The organism is Rhizobium leguminosarum (assembly GCF_004123835.1).
Classification (GTDB): domain Bacteria; phylum Pseudomonadota; class Alphaproteobacteria; order Rhizobiales; family Rhizobiaceae; genus Rhizobium; species Rhizobium leguminosarum_M.
This window is the reverse complement of record NZ_MZMU01000003.1, coordinates 107,969-128,793: the sequence shown is the minus strand read 5'-3', so window position 1 is coordinate 128,793 and position 20,825 is coordinate 107,969. Positions and strand designations below refer to the sequence as shown.

At 62.1% G+C, this 20,825-nt stretch carries 23 protein-coding genes; 16 read left to right on the top strand and 7 right to left on the bottom strand.

Going from position 1 to position 20,825, the window contains the following annotated elements; translation table 11 throughout:
• Window positions 1-124: 124 nt before the first annotated feature.
• The 3 genes from B5P46_RS04295 (at window position 125) to B5P46_RS04285 (ending at window position 3,193) form a co-directional block, all read left to right on the top strand.
• The gene (locus B5P46_RS04295; protein WP_129417639.1) at window positions 125-742 is read left to right on the top strand and encodes a LysE family translocator; all 618 of its coding nucleotides are present in this window, start codon (window positions 125-127) and stop codon (window positions 740-742) included.
• Window positions 743-887: 145 nt separating this feature from the next.
• A complete protein-coding gene (cysK, locus tag B5P46_RS04290; protein ID WP_097617054.1) occupies window positions 888-1,850 on the top strand; it encodes a cysteine synthase A in 963 nt (320 codons plus the stop codon).
• A 275-nt stretch (window positions 1,851-2,125) separates the two neighbouring features.
• Complete coding sequence (locus tag B5P46_RS04285) at window positions 2,126-3,193, top strand: DUF4037 domain-containing protein (protein ID WP_129417638.1); 1,068 nt, start codon at window positions 2,126-2,128, stop codon at window positions 3,191-3,193.
• Window positions 3,194-3,383: 190 nt separating this feature from the next.
• Here B5P46_RS04285 and B5P46_RS04280 read toward each other — a convergent pair whose 3' ends face one another.
• From B5P46_RS04280 to rsmI, 5 genes are all read right to left on the bottom strand, one after another.
• Complete coding sequence (locus B5P46_RS04280) at window positions 3,384-4,916, bottom strand: YifB family Mg chelatase-like AAA ATPase (RefSeq protein ID WP_129417637.1); 1,533 nt, start codon at window positions 4,914-4,916, stop codon at window positions 3,384-3,386.
• A 178-nt stretch (window positions 4,917-5,094) separates the two neighbouring features.
• Window positions 5,095-6,042 carry a glutathione synthase gene (gene gshB, locus B5P46_RS04275; RefSeq protein WP_129417636.1) on the bottom strand — a complete coding sequence of 316 codons (948 nt, stop codon included), beginning with the start codon at window positions 6,040-6,042 and terminating at the stop codon, window positions 5,095-5,097.
• Window positions 6,043-6,137: 95 nt separating this feature from the next.
• Entirely contained in the window at window positions 6,138-6,641 is a 504-nt protein-coding gene (locus tag B5P46_RS04270) for a cupin domain-containing protein (protein ID WP_129417635.1), read from the bottom strand.
• 117 nt (window positions 6,642-6,758) lie between these two features.
• Entirely contained in the window at window positions 6,759-7,127 is a 369-nt protein-coding gene (locus B5P46_RS04265) for a YraN family protein (protein WP_129417634.1), read from the bottom strand.
• Entirely contained in the window at window positions 7,117-8,034 is a 918-nt protein-coding gene (gene rsmI, locus B5P46_RS04260) for a 16S rRNA (cytidine(1402)-2'-O)-methyltransferase (RefSeq protein ID WP_129417633.1), read from the bottom strand. Before rsmI ends, B5P46_RS04265 begins: the two co-directional genes overlap by 11 nt.
• A gap of 259 nt (window positions 8,035-8,293) precedes the next feature.
• Here rsmI and dnaN point away from each other — a divergent pair, with 259 nt between their 5' ends.
• The 8 genes from dnaN (at window position 8,294) to B5P46_RS34280 (ending at window position 14,340) form a co-directional block, all read left to right on the top strand.
• Window positions 8,294-9,412, top strand: a complete 1,119-nt coding sequence (gene dnaN / locus B5P46_RS04255) for a DNA polymerase III subunit beta (RefSeq protein ID WP_129417632.1) — start codon at window positions 8,294-8,296, stop codon at window positions 9,410-9,412.
• A 54-nt stretch (window positions 9,413-9,466) separates the two neighbouring features.
• The gene (locus B5P46_RS04250) at window positions 9,467-10,378 is read left to right on the top strand and encodes a DUF72 domain-containing protein (RefSeq protein WP_129417631.1); all 912 of its coding nucleotides are present in this window, start codon (window positions 9,467-9,469) and stop codon (window positions 10,376-10,378) included.
• A gap of 95 nt (window positions 10,379-10,473) precedes the next feature.
• Window positions 10,474-11,073: a phospholipid N-methyltransferase PmtA gene (gene pmtA, locus B5P46_RS04245; protein WP_129417630.1), complete on the top strand. Its 600-nt coding sequence runs from the start codon at window positions 10,474-10,476 to the stop codon at window positions 11,071-11,073.
• A gap of 1 nt (window position 11,074) precedes the next feature.
• Window positions 11,075-11,656 (top strand): histidine phosphatase family protein, encoded by a 582-nt coding sequence (locus B5P46_RS04240; RefSeq protein WP_129417629.1) that lies wholly within the window; start codon window positions 11,075-11,077, stop codon window positions 11,654-11,656.
• A gap of 6 nt (window positions 11,657-11,662) precedes the next feature.
• Complete coding sequence (gene pyrF, locus B5P46_RS04235) at window positions 11,663-12,370, top strand: orotidine-5'-phosphate decarboxylase (protein WP_129417628.1); 708 nt, start codon at window positions 11,663-11,665, stop codon at window positions 12,368-12,370.
• Between the two features lie 26 nt (window positions 12,371-12,396).
• On the top strand, window positions 12,397-12,684 hold the full coding sequence (locus tag B5P46_RS04230; protein WP_003544731.1) for a DUF1330 domain-containing protein: 288 nt from the start codon (window positions 12,397-12,399) through the stop codon (window positions 12,682-12,684).
• Window positions 12,685-12,902: 218 nt separating this feature from the next.
• Window positions 12,903-13,883, top strand: coding sequence for a complex I NDUFA9 subunit family protein (locus B5P46_RS04225; RefSeq protein WP_129417627.1), 981 nt, complete (start codon window positions 12,903-12,905; stop codon window positions 13,881-13,883).
• Window positions 13,884-14,187: 304 nt separating this feature from the next.
• Window positions 14,188-14,340 (top strand): hypothetical protein, encoded by a 153-nt coding sequence (locus B5P46_RS34280; RefSeq protein ID WP_003544729.1) that lies wholly within the window; start codon window positions 14,188-14,190, stop codon window positions 14,338-14,340.
• A gap of 247 nt (window positions 14,341-14,587) precedes the next feature.
• Here the strand turns inward: B5P46_RS34280 and B5P46_RS04220 are convergent, their stop codons facing one another.
• Complete coding sequence (locus B5P46_RS04220; RefSeq protein ID WP_017962915.1) at window positions 14,588-15,385, bottom strand: undecaprenyl-diphosphate phosphatase; 798 nt, start codon at window positions 15,383-15,385, stop codon at window positions 14,588-14,590.
• A gap of 230 nt (window positions 15,386-15,615) precedes the next feature.
• Here B5P46_RS04220 and B5P46_RS04215 point away from each other — a divergent pair, with 230 nt between their 5' ends.
• The 3 genes from B5P46_RS04215 to B5P46_RS04205 are packed head-to-tail and all read left to right on the top strand — an operon-like array spanning window position 15,616 to window position 18,347.
• Window positions 15,616-16,308 (top strand): glutathione S-transferase family protein, encoded by a 693-nt coding sequence (locus B5P46_RS04215; protein ID WP_003544722.1) that lies wholly within the window; start codon window positions 15,616-15,618, stop codon window positions 16,306-16,308.
• A 12-nt stretch (window positions 16,309-16,320) separates the two neighbouring features.
• Window positions 16,321-17,478 carry a tRNA epoxyqueuosine(34) reductase QueG gene (gene queG / locus B5P46_RS04210; RefSeq protein WP_129417626.1) on the top strand — a complete coding sequence of 386 codons (1,158 nt, stop codon included), beginning with the start codon at window positions 16,321-16,323 and terminating at the stop codon, window positions 17,476-17,478.
• Complete coding sequence (locus B5P46_RS04205) at window positions 17,478-18,347, top strand: SDR family oxidoreductase (protein ID WP_129417625.1); 870 nt, start codon at window positions 17,478-17,480, stop codon at window positions 18,345-18,347. Before queG ends, B5P46_RS04205 begins: the two co-directional genes overlap by 1 nt.
• A gap of 229 nt (window positions 18,348-18,576) precedes the next feature.
• Here B5P46_RS04205 and B5P46_RS34275 read toward each other — a convergent pair whose 3' ends face one another.
• Entirely contained in the window at window positions 18,577-18,813 is a 237-nt protein-coding gene (locus B5P46_RS34275; RefSeq protein WP_164986446.1) for a hypothetical protein, read from the bottom strand.
• On the opposite strand from B5P46_RS34275, the gene B5P46_RS04200 reads away from it, so the two are divergent.
• Both B5P46_RS04200 and B5P46_RS04195 read left to right on the top strand, forming a co-directional pair.
• The gene (locus B5P46_RS04200; RefSeq protein ID WP_018244428.1) at window positions 18,755-19,117 is read left to right on the top strand and encodes a septal ring lytic transglycosylase RlpA family protein; all 363 of its coding nucleotides are present in this window, start codon (window positions 18,755-18,757) and stop codon (window positions 19,115-19,117) included. The two genes, B5P46_RS34275 and B5P46_RS04200, sit on opposite strands and share 59 nt — an antisense overlap.
• A gap of 144 nt (window positions 19,118-19,261) precedes the next feature.
• Window positions 19,262-20,551 carry an RsmB/NOP family class I SAM-dependent RNA methyltransferase gene (locus B5P46_RS04195; protein ID WP_129417624.1) on the top strand — a complete coding sequence of 430 codons (1,290 nt, stop codon included), beginning with the start codon at window positions 19,262-19,264 and terminating at the stop codon, window positions 20,549-20,551.
• Window positions 20,552-20,825: the final 274 nt, after the last annotated feature.

Genomic DNA, 20,825 nt, shown 5'->3' with positions numbered 1-20,825 from the left:
CGGCGGCCGGGCATTCTTTCCGGTACGGCCACGCATTCTTGCCGCTGATGCATCCATCAATGCCGGCGGATTGATGGTTGCAGGCACCGGGATATAAAACAGCGGGAAAAGAAGGGAGCGCATCATGAGCCTTGCCGCCTTGATGACCTATGCCGGAGCACTGTTCATCGCCGCAGCCATTCCGGGACCGGGGATCACCACGATCGTCGCACGGGCGCTCGGCTCGAATTTCCGCGAGACCTTCTTCATGGGCCTCGGCCTGGTGCTCGGCGACATGACCTATCTCACGGCGGTCATTCTCGGCCTTGCCTTCGTGGCGCAGACCTTTACCGAGGTGTTCATCGCCATCAAGATCGCCGGCGTCCTCTATCTCGGTTACATCGCCTGGAAACTCTGGACGGCGGGATTGTTGCCGCAGGATATCGCGGCGCGGAAATCCACCAATATCGGCATGTCTTTCCTCTCCGGCCTGCTGGTGACGCTCGGCAATCCGAAGACGATGCTCTTCTATGTCGCCCTGGTGCCGACGCTGATCGATATCGGCAATATCGGCCTGCGCGACCATGCGCTCCTGCTCACCACCACCTTCGTCGTGCTGATCGTCGTGCTCGTGCCCTATATGCTGCTTGCCTCGCGGGCCCGCACGATGCTGAAGCAGCCGCGGGCCTTGCAGGCGCTGAACCGGGTTGCGGCCGGCATCCTCGCGGGCACCGCCGCCTTCATCGCCACGCGGGCGGCCTGAAATAAACATTCGGCAAGAAACGGTTTTCAAAGGTTTTTTTCTCTCCTGATCGCTCCTCCAGGTCGAACGCGGTCTGGCCTAGACGGGCCTTTGACCCTATTCTCCCCCTCGATTTCAGGAGCAGGATTTCAAAGGGAGAGCACCCATGTCGCACAAGCCCGGCCGCGGCCGCATCTATTCCTCGATCACCGAGACCATCGGCGACACGCCACTCGTGCGCTTCGACAAGCTGGCGCGGGAAAAGGGCGTCGTGGCGAACCTGATCGGCAAGCTTGAATTCTTCAACCCGATCGCCTCCGTGAAGGACCGTATCGGCGTCGCGATGATCGAGGGCCTCGAAGCGCAAGGCAAGATCACCCCCGGCAAGACGGTGCTGATCGAGCCGACCTCCGGCAACACAGGCATCGCGCTCGCCTTTGCTGCCGCCGCCAAGGGTTATCGGCTGATCCTCACCATGCCGGAGACGATGTCGGTCGAGCGCCGCAAGATGCTGGCGCTGCTCGGCGCCGAGCTGGTGCTGACCGAGGGCCCGAAGGGCATGAAGGGCGCCATCGCCAAGGCCGAGGAACTGGCGTCCTCCCTTCCCGATGCCGTCATTCCGCAGCAGTTCGAAAATCCGGCCAATCCCGAGATCCACCGCAAGACGACGGCCGAGGAAATCTGGAACGATACCGACGGCACGGTCGATATCGTCGTCTCAGGCATCGGCACCGGCGGTACGATCACCGGCGTCGGACAGGTGCTGAAGAGCCGCAAGCCCGAGATCAAGATCATCGCCGTCGAGCCGGCCGATTCGCCGATCCTGTCCGGCGGCAACCCCGGCCCGCACAAGATCCAGGGCATCGGCGCAGGCTTCGCGCCGAAGATCCTCGATACCGGCATCTATGACGAGGTCGTCACCGTGACCAATGACGAGGCCTTCGAACAGGCGCGCCTGGTCGCCAGGCTCGAAGGCGTGCCGGTTGGCATCTCCTCGGGTGCGGCACTGACGGCCGCAATCAAGGTCGGCGTCCGTCCCGAGAACGCCGGCAAGAACATCGTCATCATCATCCCCTCCTTCGCTGAGCGTTATCTTTCGACGGCGTTGTTCGAGGGGCTTGGGAGCTGAGATCGGGCTTTGGCCAGGCTTTTCCGGTCACTCGTCTTCGCAGATATTGGGCCGCTTCGGCGCTCCGTGAGCTGCTGATAAAGTCGGCCCACCCCTCTTTCGTCATGCTCGGGCTTGTGCAGCAGATCCTCGGCACAAGGCCGAGGATGACGCCGAGCAATGAACGAGGTTGTCAACGAACTGCCGGAGCGTCTTCGGCGCTGCCCATTTTACGTTGGCCCTCTGGGGGCGGCTGTGTTCCAATCGTGATGACATCAAGACGACGGTAAGAAGTCATGCAGGGGATCGAGTTATCACGCGGTTTCTATACCGATATCGTTCGGCCCTGGCTGAGCAAGATCGCGCCAGAGCTTCGCTATTCCGCAGCACTGATTGGCTATGGCTCGGAGCTAATCGGCTTTGACGATGACGTTTCCAAGGACCACAACTGGGGGCCACGCGTCCATATCTTCCTAGGTCGAGATGACTTCGGCAAATATGCACGGCGACTGGTCGACGATTTTTCCAAAGTCGCACCGGCTACTTATCTTGGGGAGCCTATTGGCTGGCGCAGCCGACCGCATCCGCCGGCAAATGGCGTCGAAACGGTAGGAGCGCTTGAACACGGACTGGAGTTTCATACGCTCGAAGCACGGTTGGAAGACCACTTCGCCGTTCGATCAGTAGAAAACCTCAGCGCTCTTCAATGGATGGGCTTTGCAGAGCAAAAGCTTCTCGCCTTTACGTCAGGCGCCGTCTTTCATGATGACGATAGCCGCTTGAGCCAGGCCCGTGATCGCCTGGGGTACTTTCCGGATGATGTGTGGCTCTACAAGATTGCATGTCAGTGGCGGCGCATCGCCGAAGAGCAGGCATTTGTCGGTCGCGCGGGACAAGTCGGAGACGACCTGGGTTCGCGGATCATCGCCGCGCGGCTGGTGCGGGACGTGATGAGAATGGGGTTCTTGCTCGAGCGACGATACGCCCCCTATTCAAAATGGCTCGGCAGTGGCTTTGCCAGGCTCCCCGTCGCAGAGCCCCTCTCGCGCCACCTGAAGCGGGCCTTACTTTCGAGTGAATGGACGGATCGAGAGGACGCACTCGCTTCGGCTTACCTTGAACTGGCGCACAGGCAAAATACGATCGGTATCGCCTCCTTCGAGCCGATCGTGGGGCCATATCATGACCGGCCATTTACAACCATCAATGCTGACGATGCGGTAGAGGCCGCGCGTTCAGCGATAGCGGACGCGTGGATCAAACAGCTGCCGATTGTCGGCTCTTTGGATCAGATCAGCGACCTTACGCCCCTGCTTGAGGACGCCAAGCTCTCTCAAAGAATGATGAACCAGTTGCGCAGCTGATCGCTCTGTCATTCGGAAAGCCATTCAGCCCTCCTACCGAACTTATTAGCGCCAACTTCTCTTTCGTCATGTTCGGGCTTGTCCCGAGCATCTACTACGGTTGATGGGTAGCAGATCCTCGGCACAAGGCCGAGGATGACGCCGAGTAAAGGACGAGCTGCCAACAACTGTCGGGCGCGCTTCGCGCCTCTCACGCCGCAGCCGTCAGTCTCTCACCAGCGATCCTGTAGGAAATCGCTTCGGCGAGATGGATGCGGCCGACCGTCGGCTTGCCGTCGAGATCGGCAAGGGTGCGGGCGACCTTCAGGACGCGGTGGTAACCGCGGGCGGAGAATTTCATCTTTTCGGCGGCGTCGCGCAGCAGCTGCAGGCCGCTGGCATCTGGCTCGGCCAGTTTCTCGATCATCGCGGTGGAGCAGCGGGCATTGGTGCCGACGCCCTTTGCGCCGGTGCTTTCGAAACGCTCCTGCTGGATCTCGCGGGCGCGGGCGACGCGGCGGGCGACGTCGGCGCTGGTTTCTGCCGCCATCGGCCGGATCAGATCGGCGGCGGAGACGGCCGGCACGTCGATGCGGATATCGATGCGATCCATCAACGGGCCGGAGATGCGAGCCTGGTAATCGCTCATGCAGCGCGGGCCGCGGGCGCAGCTATGGCCTGGCTCGCCGGCCATGCCGCAGCGGCAGGGGTTCATCGCCGCGATCAGCTGGAATTTGGCCGGATAGGAGACGCGGTGATTGGCACGCGCAATGACGCATTCGCCGCCTTCGAGCGGCTGGCGCAGCGCATCGAGCGCCTGCGGCGTGAATTCGGGAAACTCGTCGAGGAACAGCACGCCGTGATGGGCAAGCGAGGCTTCGCCCGGACGGGCGCGTATTCCACCGCCGACGAGGGCTGCCATGGTGGCGGAATGATGTGGAGTGCGGAAGGGCCGGCGATCAGAAAGCTTGCCGCCGGAGAGCTGGCCGGCGATCGAATGGACCATCGACACTTCCAGCAGCTCGGCGGCCGAAAGCGGCGGCAGGATCGATGGCAGCCTGGCCGCCAGCATCGACTTGCCGGAGCCTGGAGGGCCGACCATCAAGAGATTATGGCCGCCGGCGGCCGCCACTTCGAGCGCGCGCTTGGCGCTTTCCTGGCCCTTGATCTCGGCGAGATCCGGCAGGTTGGCGGCATTGGCGCGGATCGATGCCTCCGGCCTGGATAGGACCTGCGTGCCGCGGAAATGATTGGCAAGGGCAATCAGGCTGCGGGGCGCGAGGATATCGACCTCGGCGCCCGCCCAGGCGGCTTCGGCACCGCTTTCGGCCGGGCAGATCAGCCCCTTGCCGAGCGCATTGGCGCCGATCGCGGCAGGCAGCGCGCCTGATATCGCCGCAATCGTCCCGTCGAGATTGAGCTCGCCGACGACGACAAAGTCCGACAGCGCATCGGCGGGAATGGCGCCGAGGGCTGCCATCAGGGCAAGCGCGATCGGCAGATCGAAATGAGAACCTTCCTTCGGCAGGTCGGCCGGCGCCAGATTGACGGTCACGCGCTTCGCCGGCAGCGCCAGGCCGGAGGCGTGGAGGGCCGCCTGCACGCGCTCGCGGCTTTCGGCTACCGCCTTGTCAGGCAGGCCGACGATCTGCATGCCGACCTTGCCGGGTGCGACCATGACCTGGACCTCGACCGGCACACCTTCGATGCCCTGAAATGCAACCGTACTGACACGCGCGACCATATGCCCATCCCTTGTCCCGCAAACTCTACCATACCGCCCTCCGACCCTTGAAGGCTAGCGGTTGTAATCTGGCATGGAAGCAGGAATAAAACAAGAACAATCAAAGAACATAGTCAAGCATCCGCTGTGACCTTGGTTGTACTCGGTCGCGGGACCAAAACGGTCATGGGCAGCAGGCTCAACCGCGCTTGCGCTCGATCGCATCCCAAAGCAGGGCTGCTATATCGGCGCCGCCGAATTTCTTGACCTCGCGGATGCCGGTGGGCGACGTGACGTTGATCTCGGTCATGTAATCGCCGATCACATCGATGCCAACGAGCAGGAAGCCGCGCTCCCTCAGCGCCGGGCCGATGCGGGCGCAGATTTCCTGTTCGCGCGGCGTCAGCTCGGTCGCCTCGGCGCGGCCGCCGACATGCATGTTGGAGCGGCTGTCGTGTTCGGCCGGAACGCGGTTGATGGCGCCGGCGAATTCGCCGTCGACGAGGATGATGCGCTTGTCGCCCTTGCGCACGTCGGGCAGATATTGCTGGGCGATGAAGGGCTCGCGGAAAAGCTGGCCGAACATTTCGAGCAGCGAAGAGAGATTGCGGTCGTCGCGGGTCGAATGGAAGACGCCGGCGCCGCCATTGCCGTAGAGCGGCTTCAGGATGATGTCGCCCATCTCGTCGCGGAAACGGCGGATCTCGGCGGCATCCTTGGTGATCAGCGTCTTCGGCATCAGGTCGGAGAATTCGGTGACGAAGATTTTTTCCGGCGAATTGCGCACCCAGGCCGGATCGTTGACGACGAGCGTCTTCGGGTGGATGCGCTCGAGCAGATGCGTCGAGGTGATATAGGCCATGTCGAAGGGCGGATCCTGGCGCAGCAGCACGACATCTATGGTCGCGAGATCGACACGCTCCGGCGCGCCAAGCTCGTAGTGATCGCCCTTGACGTCGCGCAGCACCATCGGCTCGACGCTGGCATAGAGCTTGCCGTCGCGGAAGCTCAGGCGGTCGGGGGTGTAGTGGAAGAGCCTGTAGCCGCGCGCTTGGGCTTCCAGGCTCATGGCGAAGGTGGAATCACCTGCGATATTGATGCCTGCGACATGGTCCATCTGGACCGCTACATTGGTGATCTTGGCCATTTCCATCCCTCGCTGAATGCCGGACAGATGTAGGTCGGCCAGATATCAAACGCAACGGTCAATCAAGGGCTTCCAGCGGGTGCCTGCGGCGAAAATCAGGCGGCGATACCCTGGTTGCCGTTGTTGCGCAGCATGTTGCGGAGACGGTAGGCGATCGCCAAGGGCTTCGGGAAAGGCTTGCGCAGGAAGGCGACCTTGCGGACGTAATTGTCGACCCGCCAACTCGCCCAGGTTCCACCGGCGAAAAAGGCGACGTCGCCGGCACGCAGGGTTCGTTCGGTGCCATCCTCGGCGGTGATATGAACCTCGCCTTCGAGGATCATCACCGTCTCGTCCCAGCCGAAGCGCCAGCGGAATTCGCCCGCCGTGCAATCCCAGATCGCCGTCAGCGAGGCCTCGTCATGGCCGCGCGAATGTTCGGCGGTGCGGGCCTGCGGATTGCCGCTGACGATCCAGTCCGGATTGATCGGCGTGGACTTCAGCGGCAGCAGATCGCTCGCATGCGCCACGAAGGATTTTCCGGCCGGCTTCGCCACGGCATACGGCACCGAGCGCGCGGCCATGGCGACCGCACTTGCAAGCATCAGCTTCCAGGCCATGAAACAACCCCCAATTGTTATCCCTACCGAGATTTGACATAGCAGAGAGTCGTAAGGACCTGGTTCAAGCGGGAACTAAAATTTTAACGATTTGGAAATCCGATGGGTCGAAAGAGGTCAGAAGGCATCAATAAAGTGCCGCGGCAGCCGGCCCGGCATGATCGCGACAATATCATAGCGCTGGGAAAGGCGAGCCTGGTCCCTCTGGCGGGCGAGCCAGAGATCGCTTGCCGCCCGGATCCGCTTCTGCGCGGCGACAGAGACGGCATCGATCGCCGCCGCCTCGCCATGGCGGGCCTTGACCTCGACGAAGACGGCAAGATCACCCTTGCGGGCGATGATATCGATCTCGCCGAGCCTAGTGCGGTGGCGCAGAGCCAGGATGCGATAGCCCTTCAGCATCAGGAAGGCGGCCGCGACATATTCCGACATGCGGCCCCGGCGCAGCGCCTTCCTTCTGATCGCGGTGAGATCATTATCGCCCATCGGCGTTCTTGATCTCCAGCAGGCGCTGGTAGAGCACCTTGCGCGGCAGGCCGGTGAGGCGGGCGGCCTCGGTCGCGGCGCCTGCCGTCGGCATGGTCTTCGATAGGTCGGCCAGCATGGCTTCGACATCGGCCTCATCAGTCTCGACCGGCTCCGGCGGGCCGATCACGAGGACGATCTCGCCCTTGACGTTTTCCACCTGCTGATAATGGGCCGCGAGGTCGGCAAGCGTGCCGCGGCGGAACTCTTCAAAGGTCTTGGTCAGCTCGCGGCAGACGGAGGCCGGCCGCGTGGGCCCGAGCACATCGGCGGCAGCCAGAAGCGTTGCGCCGATGCGGTGCGGCGATTCAAAGAAGATCAGCGTCGCGGGTACTGCTGCAAGTTCACCGAGACGGTCGCGGCGGGCCTTGTCCTTGGCCGGCAGGAAACCGGCGAAAAGAAAGGCATCGTTCGGCAGGCCGGAGCCGACAAGGGCTGCGAGCGGCGCGGAGGCGCCGGGAATGGGAATGACGCGGTAACCTGCCGTTATCGCCTGCTGCGCCAGCCGATAACCGGGATCGGAGACCAGCGGCGTGCCGGCATCGGAAACCAGCGCCACCGAGCGCCCGGCTTCGAGCGCCTGGAGCAGCCTTGGACCGGCCTCATCGGCATTGTGCTCGTGATAGGCGAAGGGCCGGTTCTGGATGCCGTAGCGGTCGAGCAGCACGCGGGTGACGCGCGTATCTTCGCAGGCGAGCACATCGGCGCCGGCCAGCGTTTCCAGCGCCCGCAACGTGATATCGCCGAGATTGCCGATGGGGGTGGCGACAAGATAGAGCGCCGGCTCCAGCGGCCGCGCCGGCACCGTTGCATTGTGCAGGCGGAAGCTTCGCCGGCTGGCGGCGTCCGCTGTCGTTTCCTCATTCATGCCATTTGCTTTCGTCCCGCCGGCTCGTCGCCGGCATCGAACCCTTATGGGCGAGCCGCACCGCTTCGGCAAGGGTTCGGATTTCTGTGAGCATTGCTCTGGAAAACCGCAAATGCAGGGGTGCCGACGTCCATGCCTCTTGCAAAGCAATGCTGAAGTCTGCCATTTTGCCCGTCCACTCCCCCGGCCTCAAGCCGGGACAGCATTCTTCGGGTGCTCGACGCGCCCGGACAGTCACGGTCGAAAGCGGTAGCATCCCATGCGTATTACTATTGAGCGGTCAAACCTGTTGAAATCGCTGAACCACGTCCACCGCGTGGTCGAACGTCGCAACACGATCCCGATCCTGTCCAACGTATTGCTCAAGGCCGACGGCCAGAAGCTCGACATGAAGGCGACCGACCTCGACCTCGAAATCACCGAGGCGACACCGGCAAGCGTCGAGCAGCCCGGCGCCACCACCGTTCCCGCGCATCTTCTCTACGACATCGTGCGCAAGCTTCCCGACGGCTCGGAAGTGCTGCTTGCCACCAGCACCGATGGCGGCGCGATGACCGTGCAGTCCGGCCGCTCGAAATTCTCGCTGCAGTGCCTGCCGGAATCGGACTTCCCTGATCTCACAGCCGGCACCTTCACGCATTCCTTCAAGCTGAAGGCGACCGATCTGAAGATGCTGATCGACCGCACCCAGTTCGCGATCTCGACGGAAGAGACGCGTTATTATCTCAACGGCATCTTTTTCCATACGATCGAGAGCAACGGCCAGCTGAAACTCAGGGCGGTTGCGACCGACGGCCACCGGCTGGCGCGCGCCGATGTCGACGCGCCGTCCGGCTCCGAGGGCATGCCCGGCATCATCATTCCGCGCAAGACGGTCGGCGAGCTGCAGAAGCTGGTCGACAATCCCGAGGTGATGGTGACCGTCGAGGTCTCCGACGCCAAGATCCGGCTGACGATCGGCTCGATCGTCATGACCTCGAAACTGATCGACGGCACCTTCCCGGATTATCAGCGCGTCATCCCCACCGGCAACGACAAGGAAATGCGGGTCGACTGCACGAGTTTCGCACAGGCCGTCGACCGCGTCTCGACCATCTCCTCCGAGCGCGGACGCGCCGTGAAGCTGGCGCTTTCCGAGGGGCAGCTGATGCTGACCGTCAACAATCCCGATTCCGGCAGCGCGACGGAAGAAGTTGCCGTCGGCTACGACACGGATGCGATGGAAATCGGCTTCAACGCCAAATACCTGCTCGACATCACCGCCCAGCTTTCCGGCGAAGAAGCGATCTTCCTGCTTGCCGATGCCGGCTCGCCGACGCTGATCCGCGACACGGCGGGCGACGATGCGCTCTACGTGCTGATGCCGATGCGCGTCTGACGGGAACGAAGGCCGCTTACCTCCGTTTTTCCTCCTGTCAAAATGGAGGATCTCATGACCAAAAAGACGGGGACGGTGCGCATCGGCATATCCGGCTGGACCTATGCGCCCTGGCGCGGCCAATTCTACCCGGAGGACCTGCCGCAGAAGCAGGAGCTTTCCTACGCCGCCCGGCACTTCCGCTCAATCGAGATCAACGGCACATTCTACAGCTTGCAGCGTTCCGAAAGCTTCGGCCGCTGGCGCGATGAAACGCCGGATGATTTCGTCTTCGCGGTCAAGGGGCCGCGCTTTATCACCCATATGCTGCGGCTGCGCGATATCGAGACGGCGCTCGCCAATTTCCTCGCCTCCGGCCTTTTGCGGCTTGGCCCCAAGCTCGGGCCGATCCTCTGGCAATTCCCGCCGAACATGGCCTTCGATCCTGATCTTTTCGAGAATTTCCTGGCGTTGTTGCCGCATGACGGGGAAACGGCGGCAGACCTGGCCCGGCGGCACGATGGACACGTCAAGGGACCGGCCTGGCTTGAAAGCGACGGGCACCAGCCGATCCGCCACGCGCTCGAAATCCGCCACGAGAGCTTCCGCTCACCTGCCTTCATCGAGATGCTCAGGCGTCACAAGGTCGCGCTCGTCTGCGCCGATACGGTGAAATGGCCGCTGTTGATGGATATCACCGCCGATTTCATCTACTGCCGCCTGCATGGCTCGGAAAAGCTCTATGTCAGCGGCTACGAGGACGAAGCACTCGACATATGGGCGCAACGTATTCGCGCCTGGGCAACGGGCGGAGAACCTGAGAATGCGACGCGGGTGCTGGCGCCCGTAGCGGCGCGCAGCAAGGGCCGAGACGTTTATCTCTACTTCGACAATACCGACGTGAAGCTGCGCGCGCCTGTCGACGCCGATCACTTGGCCGAAAGGCTTGCCGATCTCATGCCGGGTTCAGCGCCGAAAGCCGCATGAGCTGTTGATGTCGATGTCCTTGTTGCGAAAATCCTTGTCCCTTAAGCGACAAGCGGCATATTAAGGCATTCGATCAATATGCGGATGGGTGGAGAATGAGCTTACGGGTCAAGGTGAAGGAACGGTTCGGGAAGAGGTTCGACGACGAGATCCGCTTCTTCCGAGGCATGATGCAGGGGCCGAAGACGGTGGGCTCGATCGTGCCGACCTCTTCGATCACGGCAAAGCGCATGGCAAGCGTCATCGATATCCATTCCGGGCTGCCGGTGCTTGAACTCGGGCCGGGCACGGGCGCCATCACCAAGGCCATTCTCGGCCGCGGCGTCCGTCCGGAAAATCTCGTCGCAATCGAATATTCGACGGATTTTCATAAACATCTGCAGCGGACCTATCCCGGCGTGCACTTCATCAACGGCGATGCCTTCGATCTTCAGGCCACCCTTGGTAATTTCAGCGGTCTCACCTTCGATTCCGTCGTCTCGGGCATTCCGCTTTTGAATTTCCCGATGGCGAAGCGCATCTCGCTGCTCGAAAGCCTGCTCGATCGACTGCCGGCCGGCCGGCCGGTGGTGCAGATTTCCTACGGGGCGATCTCGCCGATCGCCGCCAATCCCGACCGCTACCATATCCAGCATTTCGACTTCGTCATGCGCAACATTCCACCGGCGCAACTCTGGATCTACAGGCGCGGCTGAGATGTTCGGGATCTACATCACTCATCCGCAGGTCAGGATCGACGCCAACGTGCCGGTGCCTAAATGGGGGCTTTCCGATGTCGGCGCGGCACGCGCCCGCAAAGCGGCAGAGAGCGGCTGGGCGAGGCAATTGCAACGCATCGTCTCCAGCGACGAGACGAAGGCGATCGAGACGGCCGAAATCCTGGCGGAAGCTTCCGGCGTGACGATCGAGATCGTCCACGGCATGCACGAGAACGACCGCACGGCCACCGGCTTCCTGCCGCCGCCGCAATTCGAAGAGGCGGCCGACTGGTTCTTCGCCCATCCGGAAGAAAGCTTCAAGGGCTGGGAGCGCGCCGTCGACGCGCAGGCCCGCATCGTCGAGGCTGTTAACGCCGTTCTCGCCACGCATGATGCGACGGCGCCGATCGCCTTTGTCGGCCATGGCGGCGTCGGCACGCTGCTCAAATGCCATCTGGCGGGCAGGCCGATCTCCCGCGACCGCGACCAGCCCGGCGGTGGCGGCAATCTCTATGCATTCGGTCTTGCGGATCACCGCCTATCATGCGACTGGACACCCATCGAAGACTGGCAGGGGTAACTTCAGATGGACGCACGCGAGCGGTTGATCGTCGGCCTGGATGTTCCAACGATCGGCGAGGCGGAAAGACTGGTTTCCACGCTCGGCGACGACATTCTCTTCTACAAGATCGGCTATCAGCTGGTCTTTGCCGGCGGCCTGGAATTCGCCCGCGATCTTGCCGCAAGCGGCAAGAAGATCTTTCTCGACATGAAGCTGCTCGACATCGACAACACCGTGGCTTCCGGCGTCGAGAACATCGCCAAGATGGGCATGTCGATGCTGACGCTGCATGCCTATCCGAAAGCCATGAAGGCGGCGGTCGAGGCAGCGGCCGGCTCAGGCCTCTGCCTGCTCGGCGTGACCGTGCTGACCTCGATGGATGCCGACGACCTTGCCGAGGCCGGCTACAGCCAGGATCCGCACAGCCTGGTGCTGCGCCGCGCCGAACAGGCGCGCGCGGCCGGCATGGGCGGTATCGTCTGTTCGGCAGAGGAAGCGGCTGCGGTGCGCGAGATCGTCGGACCCGATTTGGCGATCGTCACCCCCGGCATTCGCCCTGATGGTAGCGACAAGGGCGACCAGAAGCGGGTGATGACGCCTTTCGACGCACTGAAGGCGGGAGCGACGCATCTCGTCGTCGGCCGGCCTGTCGTCAAAGCGCCGGATCCCCGAGATGCCGCGCGCGCGATCCTCAGCGAGATGGTGAGCGCACTCTGGCCGGCAAATCGCTGACAAGTTCACTGTAAAGGGAAAAGACCATGGCCAAAGGATACTGGATCGCCCGCGTCGACGTTCGCGATGCCGAGCGCTACAAGGATTACGTGGCGGCGGCCAAGCCGGCCTTCGAAAAATATGGCGCGAATTTCCTGGCGCGCGGCGGCGCCTTTACCGAACTCGAGGGCAAGGCGCGCGTCCGCAACGTGGTGATCGAATTCCCGTCGATGCAGCATGCGGTCGACTGCTATAATTCGCCGGAATACCAGATCGCCGCGAAAATCCGCCAGGAAGTCGCGGATGCGGAAATGGTCGTCGTCGAAGGCGTCTAGAGCGCCGCGCGTCTTTCGGACGCACAAAGGACGCTCTAGCACTTTAAATCTACGCATCGTGCCTTCCGAAAATCGATACCGATTTTTGGAAGGCACGATGCGTTAGGCGCCCTCGCATTCGCAAAAAACTGACGGCGTGATGGGCCTTCCCGTCGCGCAGGGATTCGGCTAAGACGGAGCCAATCAAGCATTCCGCAAAGCCTTTCGAGGAGCCTGCCATGACCCTTGCCAACCTGCCGCCGCTCGTCACCGTGTTCGGAGGGTCGGGCTTCGTGGGCAGGCACGTGGTTCGGGCGCTGGCCAAGCGCGGCTATAACATCCGCGTCGCCGTGCGCCGTCCCGATCTCGCCGGCTTCCTGCAGCCGCTCGGCAATGTCGGCCAGATCTCCTTCGTGCAGGCGAACCTGCGCTACCGCGGCTCGATCGATCGCGCCGTCGACGGTGCGAGCCACGTCGTCAACTGCGTCGGCATTCTGCAGGAGACCGGCCGCAACACTTTCGACGCCGTGCAGGAATTCGGCGGTCGTGCGATTGCTGAGGCGGCGCGCAGCGTGGGTGCGACGCTGACGCATATTTCGGCGATCGGCGCCGACGCGAAATCCGATTCGGACTATGGCCGCACCAAGGGTCGCGCCGAAACGGCCATCCTCTCGGTCAAGCCCGATGCGGTGATCTTTCGTCCGTCGATCGTCTTCGGACCGGAGGACAGCTTCTTCAACAAGTTCGCCCAGATGGCGCGCATGTCGCCGATCCTGCCGCTCATCGGCGGCGGCAAGACGAAATTCCAGCCTGTCTATGTCGAAGATATCGCCGAGGCCGTCGCCCGCGCCGTCGACGGAAAGGTTGCCGGCGGCAAGGTCTATGAGCTTGGCGGGCCTGAGGTGCTCAGCTTCCGCGAATGTCTCGAGACGATGCTGAAGGTAACGTGCCGCAAGAACCCGCTGGTATCCCTGCCCTTCGGCATCGCTTCGATGATCGGCAGCATCGCCTCGCTGATCCCCTTCATAACGCCGCCGATCACGCCGGATCAGGTGCGCATGCTGAAGCGCGACAATATCGTCTCCCCGGAAGCCGAGGCGGAAGGCCGCACGTTGAAGGGCCTCGGCATTGCGCCCACCATGGTGGCATCGGTGCTCGGCTCCTATCTGGTGCACTATCGTCCGCACGGCCAATACACCGGCACCGGCAAGGCCGCCTGACCATCTTTTCCAGCTGATGAGACTTTTTCCAACCGATAAGACTTGGCCGTCTGCGGAAGCCGCGGGCGGCCTTTTGGCATTGCCGTGTCCCGCAAAGCCCGGCGCAAGTTTGCAGTGTTCTGGTGCTCGGCATATTCAGCAGCGTTGCATAAAAGACGCATCGGAAATTTTGTGGAATTAACGCCAAATTTAGCAGGAACGTTTATTGCTATTTGCCATTCCACTGACTACCAAACCCGCGCGTCTTCCAACGGACTCAACGCCTGCGGTCGCGCGCGGCAATCACTGTGAAAGGCAATTCTCAATGGGCAAGTCAATCGCGCTCCTGTTTGCGTGTGCGGCGCTGGTTATCCTTGCAGGCTCTTTCGTTGCGCCCGGTTCGGTCGCGGCGGTAAAGGGCGATTGCTCGCCGGCCTACGGCGTCGATCCCTGCTCTACGGCTTCGATCATCCATTGACGAAAGGCCCGGCCTTGGCGCCGGCATCCTGCTCCAAGCAAGCAGCCGATCGGAACGCCTCAAACAAGGCGTTTCAAGATCATCGCTCAGTCTCGCCTGCTCAAAACGGCGGCTGGAGCGTATCCCCTCAATATTGACTAACTGAAAGATCGGCGCCTTGCCGGTAGTCGAGTGCCTATTCGCGAAATCCAATGGGCATTTGCATTCGCGCCGGGAGTTGCGCGAATGCAAATACAAGACAGATGTCTCAGGCAATCAAGCCGGTCGCGGCCATGCCGAGCAGCAAAACACCGAGAATGATGCGGTAGATGGCAAACAGCGTAAATCGGTTGCTTCTGATATAGGCCAGCAGCCATTTGACGGCGATGAAAGCGACGATCGTGGAGACGACGAAGGCGATGCCGAGCGCCGTCCAGTCTTCGCCCGCCGCTCCGCCATCCCTGAACGTCTTCAGCAATTCATAGCCGCTTGCGGCGTACATTGTGGGTATGCCGACGAGAAAGGCGAATTCGGTCGCCGCTGCGCGGTTACCGGTGCCTGCCAGCATGGCGACGAAAATTGTGGCGCCGGAGCGCGAGGTTCCCGGGAAGACGCCGGCAACGATCTGGGCGATGCCGACCAGGATGGCGACAAGCCAGGTGATCTCTTTATGGGGCGGCCTGCGGGCGGCGGCCCATTCGGCAAAGATCATCCAGATACCGCCGATGATGAGCGCCCAGGCGATCGGTGTTGCGGTCTCCGGCAGTTCAAAGCCGAGTCTCTTGACGACCAGTCCGAGAATGGCGGTGATCAGAAAGGCGACGATCAGCTTGGCGGCATAATCGCGATTGACCGGGTCGCGCCAGCCGAGCACCAGATCCACCAGACGACGCCAGTAAATGATGGTGACGGCGAGGATGGCGCCTGCCTGAATGACGATGTTGAACATGTCCGATCGATGGCCGAGCCATTGCTCCGCAATGATCAGGTGGCCGGTGCTCGAGATCGGCAGAAACTCGGTGATCCCCTCTATGATACCGAGAATGATAGCACTTATATAATCCATACATTGTCTCCGGTTTAAAGTTCGGCCGGGCTTGAACGCTTGGGTCGATCAGGCCGCCGTTTCTAATCATTCGTTAGACCGTGTTTCGCCATTGTCAGATGGGGTAAAATCCGATTCGCTTGTATTGGCGGGGCCAAGCTCCTATAGCTTCAACCAATGAGTCATGACTAGGGCGCTATAATCGAGCTGCCACACAGTCCTGTAACAGCAATCACAAAGCCCGAGTATCGATGCCCACGCTTTATCATCATCCCATGTCATCCGCATCTCGCTTCGTCCGGCTGATCCTGGCGGAATACGGCTATCAAGCGGATCTGATCGAAGAGCAGACATGGGAGAAACGCCGGGATTTCCTGGCGCTCAATCCGGCCGGCACGCTGCCGGTCTATGTCGACGACAGCATGCGCGCGCTTTGCGGCGCGAGCGTCATTTCCGAATATCTGGACGAGACGCATGGCGTCTTGAAGCGCGACCGGCGGCTGCTCGCCGAAGACCCCTTCCAGCGGGCGGAAATCCGCCGGCTGACCGAATGGTTCATGCAGAAGATGGAAAACGACGTGACGAAGCCGCTCGCGCGCGAGCGTGTCTATAAGTTGCAGATGACCGCCGATCAGGGCGGCGGAGCGCCGGATTCGAAGGTTCTGCGCACGGCCCGCGCGAATATCCGCCAGCATATGCGCTACCTCACCTGGCTTGCCGGCTCGCGTCAGTGGCTGGCGGGCGAGCGGATGAGCTATGCCGACCTTGCCGCCGCGGCCTCGATCTCGATCCTCGACTATCTCGGCGAAATCGAGTGGGCGGATTCGCCCGTCGTCAAGGACTGGTACCAGCGGCTGAAGTCGCGTCCGTCCTTCCGGCCGATGCTGACCGAGCGCGTGCGCGGCCTGACACCGGTTTCACACTATGCCGATCTGGATTTCTGACGAGGGCTCTTCATGCCCGAACCGAAGAATGACGACAAAGAGCGCCGCCGCCGCGACAATTTGACCGAGTTCGTCCGGGCGGAATCTGCCGCCAAGGGCTTCGATCTTTGCCGCATCACGCGCCCGGATACGATCCCGCAAGCGAAAGAGCGTCTCGGCCAGTTCATCGATGCCGGGCGCCACGGGACGATGGACTGGATGGCGGAGACACGCGACCGGCGCGGCGATCCCCGCACACTCTGGAGCGCGGTGCGCTCCGTCGTCGTCTTCGGCCTGAATTACGCCCCGGAAGAAGATCCCCGCGGCATTCTCGACAAGCCGGACAAGGCAGCGATTTCGGTCTATGCCCGCAACCGCGATTATCACGACGTCATCAAGGGCCGGCTGAAGGAAATCGCCACGCGCTTTGCGGTGCGGGCGGGCGCCGATGTGAAGGTCTTCGTCGATACGGCGCCTGTCATGGAGAAGCCGCTGGCCGAGGCAGCCGGACTCGGCTGGCAGGGCAAACACACCAATCTCGTCAGCCGCGTTCATGGCTCCTGGCTGTTCCTCGGCACGATGTTCACCACCGCCGATCTTGCCGTCGACGCGCCGGAGAGCGATCATTGCGGCTCCTGCCGCGCCTGCCTCGACATTTGTCCGACGGCTGCCTTCCCGGCGCCTTATCAGATCGACGCGCGGCGCTGCATCTCCTATCTCACCATCGAGCACAAGGGACCGATCGACGCCGATTTGCGCGTGCTGATCGGCAATCGCATCTATGGCTGCGACGACTGTCTTGCCGCCTGTCCCTGGAACAAGTTCGCAAGCTCCGCCTCCGAGATGAAGCTCAAGGCGCGGGAAGATCTGAAGGAACCGTCGATCGCCTTTCTGCTGACACTCGACGATGCCGCCTTCCGTGCCTTCTTCAGCGGCTCGCCGGTGAAGCGGATCGGCCGGGACCGTTTCGTCCGCAATGTGCTGATCGCGGCCGGCAATTCCGGCGACAAGGTGCTCATCGGGCCATGTCGCCTGCTTTCGGAGGATCCCTCGCCCGTGGTGCGCGGCATGGCGGTCTGGGCGCTTTCGCGGCTAATGGAGGCTGGCGAATTCTCGGCCTTTGCCGCACAAAGGGCGGATGAGAGAGATGACGACGTCCTGAACGAATGGCGATTGGCAGGAGTGGGCTGATGCATGTGATGATCTTTGGCTGCGGTTATTCCGGCACGGCGATCGCCAAGGCCTTTGCCGGCGACGGCGTGCGTGTTTCCGGCACCACGCGTTCGCCAGACAAGATGGAAGCGCTCCGCCAGAACGGCATCGAGGCATTCCTCTTCGACGGCGAGAGCATGGAAGACGGGCTGCGCCGGGCTTTGGAAGGCGTCACCCATCTGGTGCAGTCGATCGCGCCTGGGAAGGCCGACCCGCTGCTGCGGCTGCTTGACCAAGATGGCGCAAGCCTGCTGTCGAAGCTCGAATGGATCGGTTATCTCTCCACCGTCGGCGTCTATGGCGATCACAAAGGCGCCTGGGTGAGTGAGGAAACGCCGTGCCTGCCCGTTTCCGGGCGGTCGACCGAGCGGCTCGAGGCGGAAGAGGGCTGGCTGGCGATGGGCAGGGCGCGCGGCGTGCCGGCGGCGGTGCTCCGCCTTTCCGGCATTTATGGGCCGGGCCGCAACGCCTTCTGCAATCTGGACAAGGGCACGGCGCGACGGCTGATCAAGAAGGACCAGGTGTTCAACCGCATCCGCGTCGAGGATATCGGTGCGGCGACACGCTTCCTGTCGGAGCACGCCCTCGGCGGTATCTATAATGTCACCGACGACCGACCCGGCCCGCCGCAGGATGTGATCGTCGAGGCAGCCCGCCTGATGGGCGTCGAACCGCCGCCCGAGCAGGCGTTCGAGACCGCCGAACTGACGCCGATGGCGCGCTCCTTCTACGGCGAGAACAAACGCATCTCGAATGCGAAACTCAAGGCCACCGGCTTCGAATTCTCCTTCCCGAACTATCCAATGTCGCTTGCGCAATTGTGGCAGGACGGGCGCTGGCGTGGCTAGAAACTCAGTCCTGTTTGCGACGGATGTGCTCACCCAAAATGAGTAGGAAATTCCAACTTTCCCGCTTTGGCCGGACAATTTTCGCCGCATCTTATGGTTAACAGCCTTTAAATTTGCCCAAATGTGGCAGCAAATATGGCGAAATCGGAAAAATATTTTCGCGATTTTCGTGAACGCCAAGGCGTTAACTATCCCTCCGGAAAATTCGTTCGGATTTTAGCTGATTTTATTATGTTTTTTCCACATTTGGCGGCGGCATGGACTCCTGAGATTCCATCACCACGCTCACGAATGTTACAGATTGTAATATTCCGTGAACTCGTCCGGCACTTTTTCGCCACTTTTTCACAGATTTAAGCCCCGCCGCCTGCAAGGGCGTTAGTTCAATAGTTGAGGGATACTCTGTTTTGAAGAAAATACGTCGTTCTATTATCGTCGCCGCAACTATTGCCGCCTGTTCTTCCATGCTTCCGGCGGAAGGTTTTGCTGCAAATGGCTGTGGCGGTGCTTCATGGTACGCACTTCGCTCCAAAACTGCTTCCGGGGAACGTATGAACCCTGCCATCTTGACTGCCGCACATCGTTCGCTTGCTTTCGGCACCAAGGTGAAGGTCACCAACCGCAACAATGGCCGCACCGTCGTCGTTCGCATCAACGATCGTGGTCCGTTCATCCGCGGTCGTGTGATCGACCTGTCGCGCGCCGCCGCGCAGAATATCGGCATGGTGAGCTCCGGCACTGCGAAGGTCTGCTACCAGGTCATCAGCTGAGGCCACCACTGACTGCGCCGGAAGCGGCGCTTGCTCTTGCCGTCGATCGCGGTTACCACCCGGTTGAGACTTGTGAACAATCCGCTGCGTGACTATCGCGTTTGCGCTGATCGTTCACATGCCACGGCAACAGGAGACATGTGAATGCGTCTGGGCGGCCGCCTCGAAGGGGCGATTTCTGTGCTCGCGGACATCGATGCCCGCAAGCGGCCCGTCGCCGACGCGCTGAAGGACTGGGGCCTCGCGCACCGCTTCGCCGGCTCCGGCGATCGTGCTGCGATCGGCAACATCGTCTATGACGCACTGCGCATGCGGCTTTCCCATGCCTGGCTGATGGATGACGACAGCGCTGCAGCCATTGCCCATGCCGTCATGTTCCGCCAATGGGGTTTCACACCCGACAGTCTTGCCACTGAGCTGGCGGATGACAAGTTCGCGCCGCCGCCGCTTTCGGCCGACGCTGTTACGGCCTTTCAAAGCCGCTCGCTCGACGATGCGCCGCCGCATATCCGCGGCGATATTCCCGAATGGGTCCAACCCTCCTTCGAACAGGCCTTCGGCGCCGGCTGGCTCGCCGAGGCGCAGGCACTCGCCGCCCGCCCGACGCTCGATCTGCGCGCTAACCTGCTCAAAGCCTCCCGCGACAAGGTCGTCAAGGCGCTCGAAAGAGCCGGCGCGCATGCCGCGAAGATCGCCCGCTACGGCATCCGGATTGCCGCTGGCGAAGGCGCCTCGCGTCTTCCCAACGTGACAGCCGAGCTTTCGTTCCAGAAAGGCTGGTTCGAAGTTCAGGACGAGGGATCGCAGATCGTCGCCGACCTGGTGCTCGCCCATGATGGCGAACAGGTTCTCGACTATTGCGCCGGCGGCGGCGGCAAGACGCTCGCCATGGCGGCGGCCATGCAGAACAAGGGACAGGTTCACGCCTATGACGCCGACCGCAAACGGCTGGCGCCGATCATCGAGCGGCTGAAGCGGGCCGGCACACGCAATGTCCAGGTGCATGACGACGCCAGGGCGCTCTCCGCCCTTGCCGGACGTTGCGACAAGGTGCTGGTCGACGCGCCCTGCACCGGCACCGGCACGTGGCGCCGCCGCCCCGATACGAAGTGGCGGCTGACGGCCAAGAACCTTGACGAGCGCACCGCCCAGCAGCAGGACGCGCTGGCGCAGGCGAGCGGCTTCGTCAAGCCCGGCGGCGACCTGATCTATGTAACCTGCTCGGTCCTGCCCCAGGAAAACGAGGAGCAGGCGCGCCGCTTCACGGCCGATAATCCCGACTTTCAGCTCGTCAGCGCCCTGCCCGCCTGGGAAGCCCTGTTCGGCAAGGATGCCCCGCGTCCGCACTCTTCCGACGGCCTGACGGTGACGCTGACGCCCGCCTCCACCGATACCGACGGCTTCTTCTTCTGCCGCATGCAACGCAAGGGCTGAGGCGATTTAGCCGAGGCCCGCACCGGAGTGTGACGCCGCGGCAGAGTGACGCTGCGCTTGACGCGTGAGATGGCGCGGTTGCCGCCGGTTTTTCAAGCAGATGCCGTTCAAAAAAGGCAGCGCGGGCACTGCCTCCGCATCCTTAAAATCATTCCAAACTAGAGCGTTTGACACAAGTTTGCTTTTGCGCGAAGAGACGAAGCCCGATTACAGTGCCGCGCGTCTTATCAGACGCGCAAAGGACGCTGTAACACTTTGAATCGACGCATCGTGC

Excerpts from the sequence above, each read along its gene's own strand:
- B5P46_RS04230 (WP_003544731.1), top strand. The coding sequence starts at position 12,397 with ATGGCCAAAGGATACTGGATCGCCCGCGTCGACGTTCGCGATGCCGAG.
- B5P46_RS04285 (WP_129417638.1), top strand. The coding sequence starts at position 2,126 with ATGCAGGGGATCGAGTTATCACGCGGTTTCTATACCGATATCGTTCGG.
- gshB (WP_129417636.1), bottom strand. The coding sequence starts at position 6,042 with ATGGCCAAGATCACCAATGTAGCGGTCCAGATGGACCATGTCGCAGGC.
- pmtA (WP_129417630.1), top strand. The coding sequence starts at position 10,474 with ATGAGCTTACGGGTCAAGGTGAAGGAACGGTTCGGGAAGAGGTTCGAC.
- B5P46_RS04220 (WP_017962915.1), bottom strand. The coding sequence starts at position 15,385 with ATGGATTATATAAGTGCTATCATTCTCGGTATCATAGAGGGGATCACC.
- B5P46_RS04195 (WP_129417624.1), top strand. The coding sequence starts at position 19,262 with ATGCGTCTGGGCGGCCGCCTCGAAGGGGCGATTTCTGTGCTCGCGGAC.
- B5P46_RS34275 (WP_164986446.1), bottom strand. The coding sequence starts at position 18,813 with ATGGAAGAACAGGCGGCAATAGTTGCGGCGACGATAATAGAACGACGT.
- B5P46_RS04280 (WP_129417637.1), bottom strand. The coding sequence starts at position 4,916 with ATGGTCGCGCGTGTCAGTACGGTTGCATTTCAGGGCATCGAAGGTGTG.
- pyrF (WP_129417628.1), top strand. The coding sequence starts at position 11,663 with ATGGACGCACGCGAGCGGTTGATCGTCGGCCTGGATGTTCCAACGATC.
- queG (WP_129417626.1), top strand. The coding sequence starts at position 16,321 with ATGCCCGAACCGAAGAATGACGACAAAGAGCGCCGCCGCCGCGACAAT.
- B5P46_RS04270 (WP_129417635.1), bottom strand. The coding sequence starts at position 6,641 with ATGGCCTGGAAGCTGATGCTTGCAAGTGCGGTCGCCATGGCCGCGCGC.
- B5P46_RS04240 (WP_129417629.1), top strand. The coding sequence starts at position 11,075 with ATGTTCGGGATCTACATCACTCATCCGCAGGTCAGGATCGACGCCAAC.
- B5P46_RS04295 (WP_129417639.1), top strand. The coding sequence starts at position 125 with ATGAGCCTTGCCGCCTTGATGACCTATGCCGGAGCACTGTTCATCGCC.
- B5P46_RS34280 (WP_003544729.1), top strand. The coding sequence starts at position 14,188 with ATGGGCAAGTCAATCGCGCTCCTGTTTGCGTGTGCGGCGCTGGTTATC.
- B5P46_RS04215 (WP_003544722.1), top strand. The coding sequence starts at position 15,616 with ATGCCCACGCTTTATCATCATCCCATGTCATCCGCATCTCGCTTCGTC.
- rsmI (WP_129417633.1), bottom strand. The coding sequence starts at position 8,034 with ATGAATGAGGAAACGACAGCGGACGCCGCCAGCCGGCGAAGCTTCCGC.
- B5P46_RS04265 (WP_129417634.1), bottom strand. The coding sequence starts at position 7,127 with ATGGGCGATAATGATCTCACCGCGATCAGAAGGAAGGCGCTGCGCCGG.
- B5P46_RS04250 (WP_129417631.1), top strand. The coding sequence starts at position 9,467 with ATGACCAAAAAGACGGGGACGGTGCGCATCGGCATATCCGGCTGGACC.
- dnaN (WP_129417632.1), top strand. The coding sequence starts at position 8,294 with ATGCGTATTACTATTGAGCGGTCAAACCTGTTGAAATCGCTGAACCAC.
- B5P46_RS04205 (WP_129417625.1), top strand. The coding sequence starts at position 17,478 with ATGCATGTGATGATCTTTGGCTGCGGTTATTCCGGCACGGCGATCGCC.
- cysK (WP_097617054.1), top strand. The coding sequence starts at position 888 with ATGTCGCACAAGCCCGGCCGCGGCCGCATCTATTCCTCGATCACCGAG.
- B5P46_RS04225 (WP_129417627.1), top strand. The coding sequence starts at position 12,903 with ATGACCCTTGCCAACCTGCCGCCGCTCGTCACCGTGTTCGGAGGGTCG.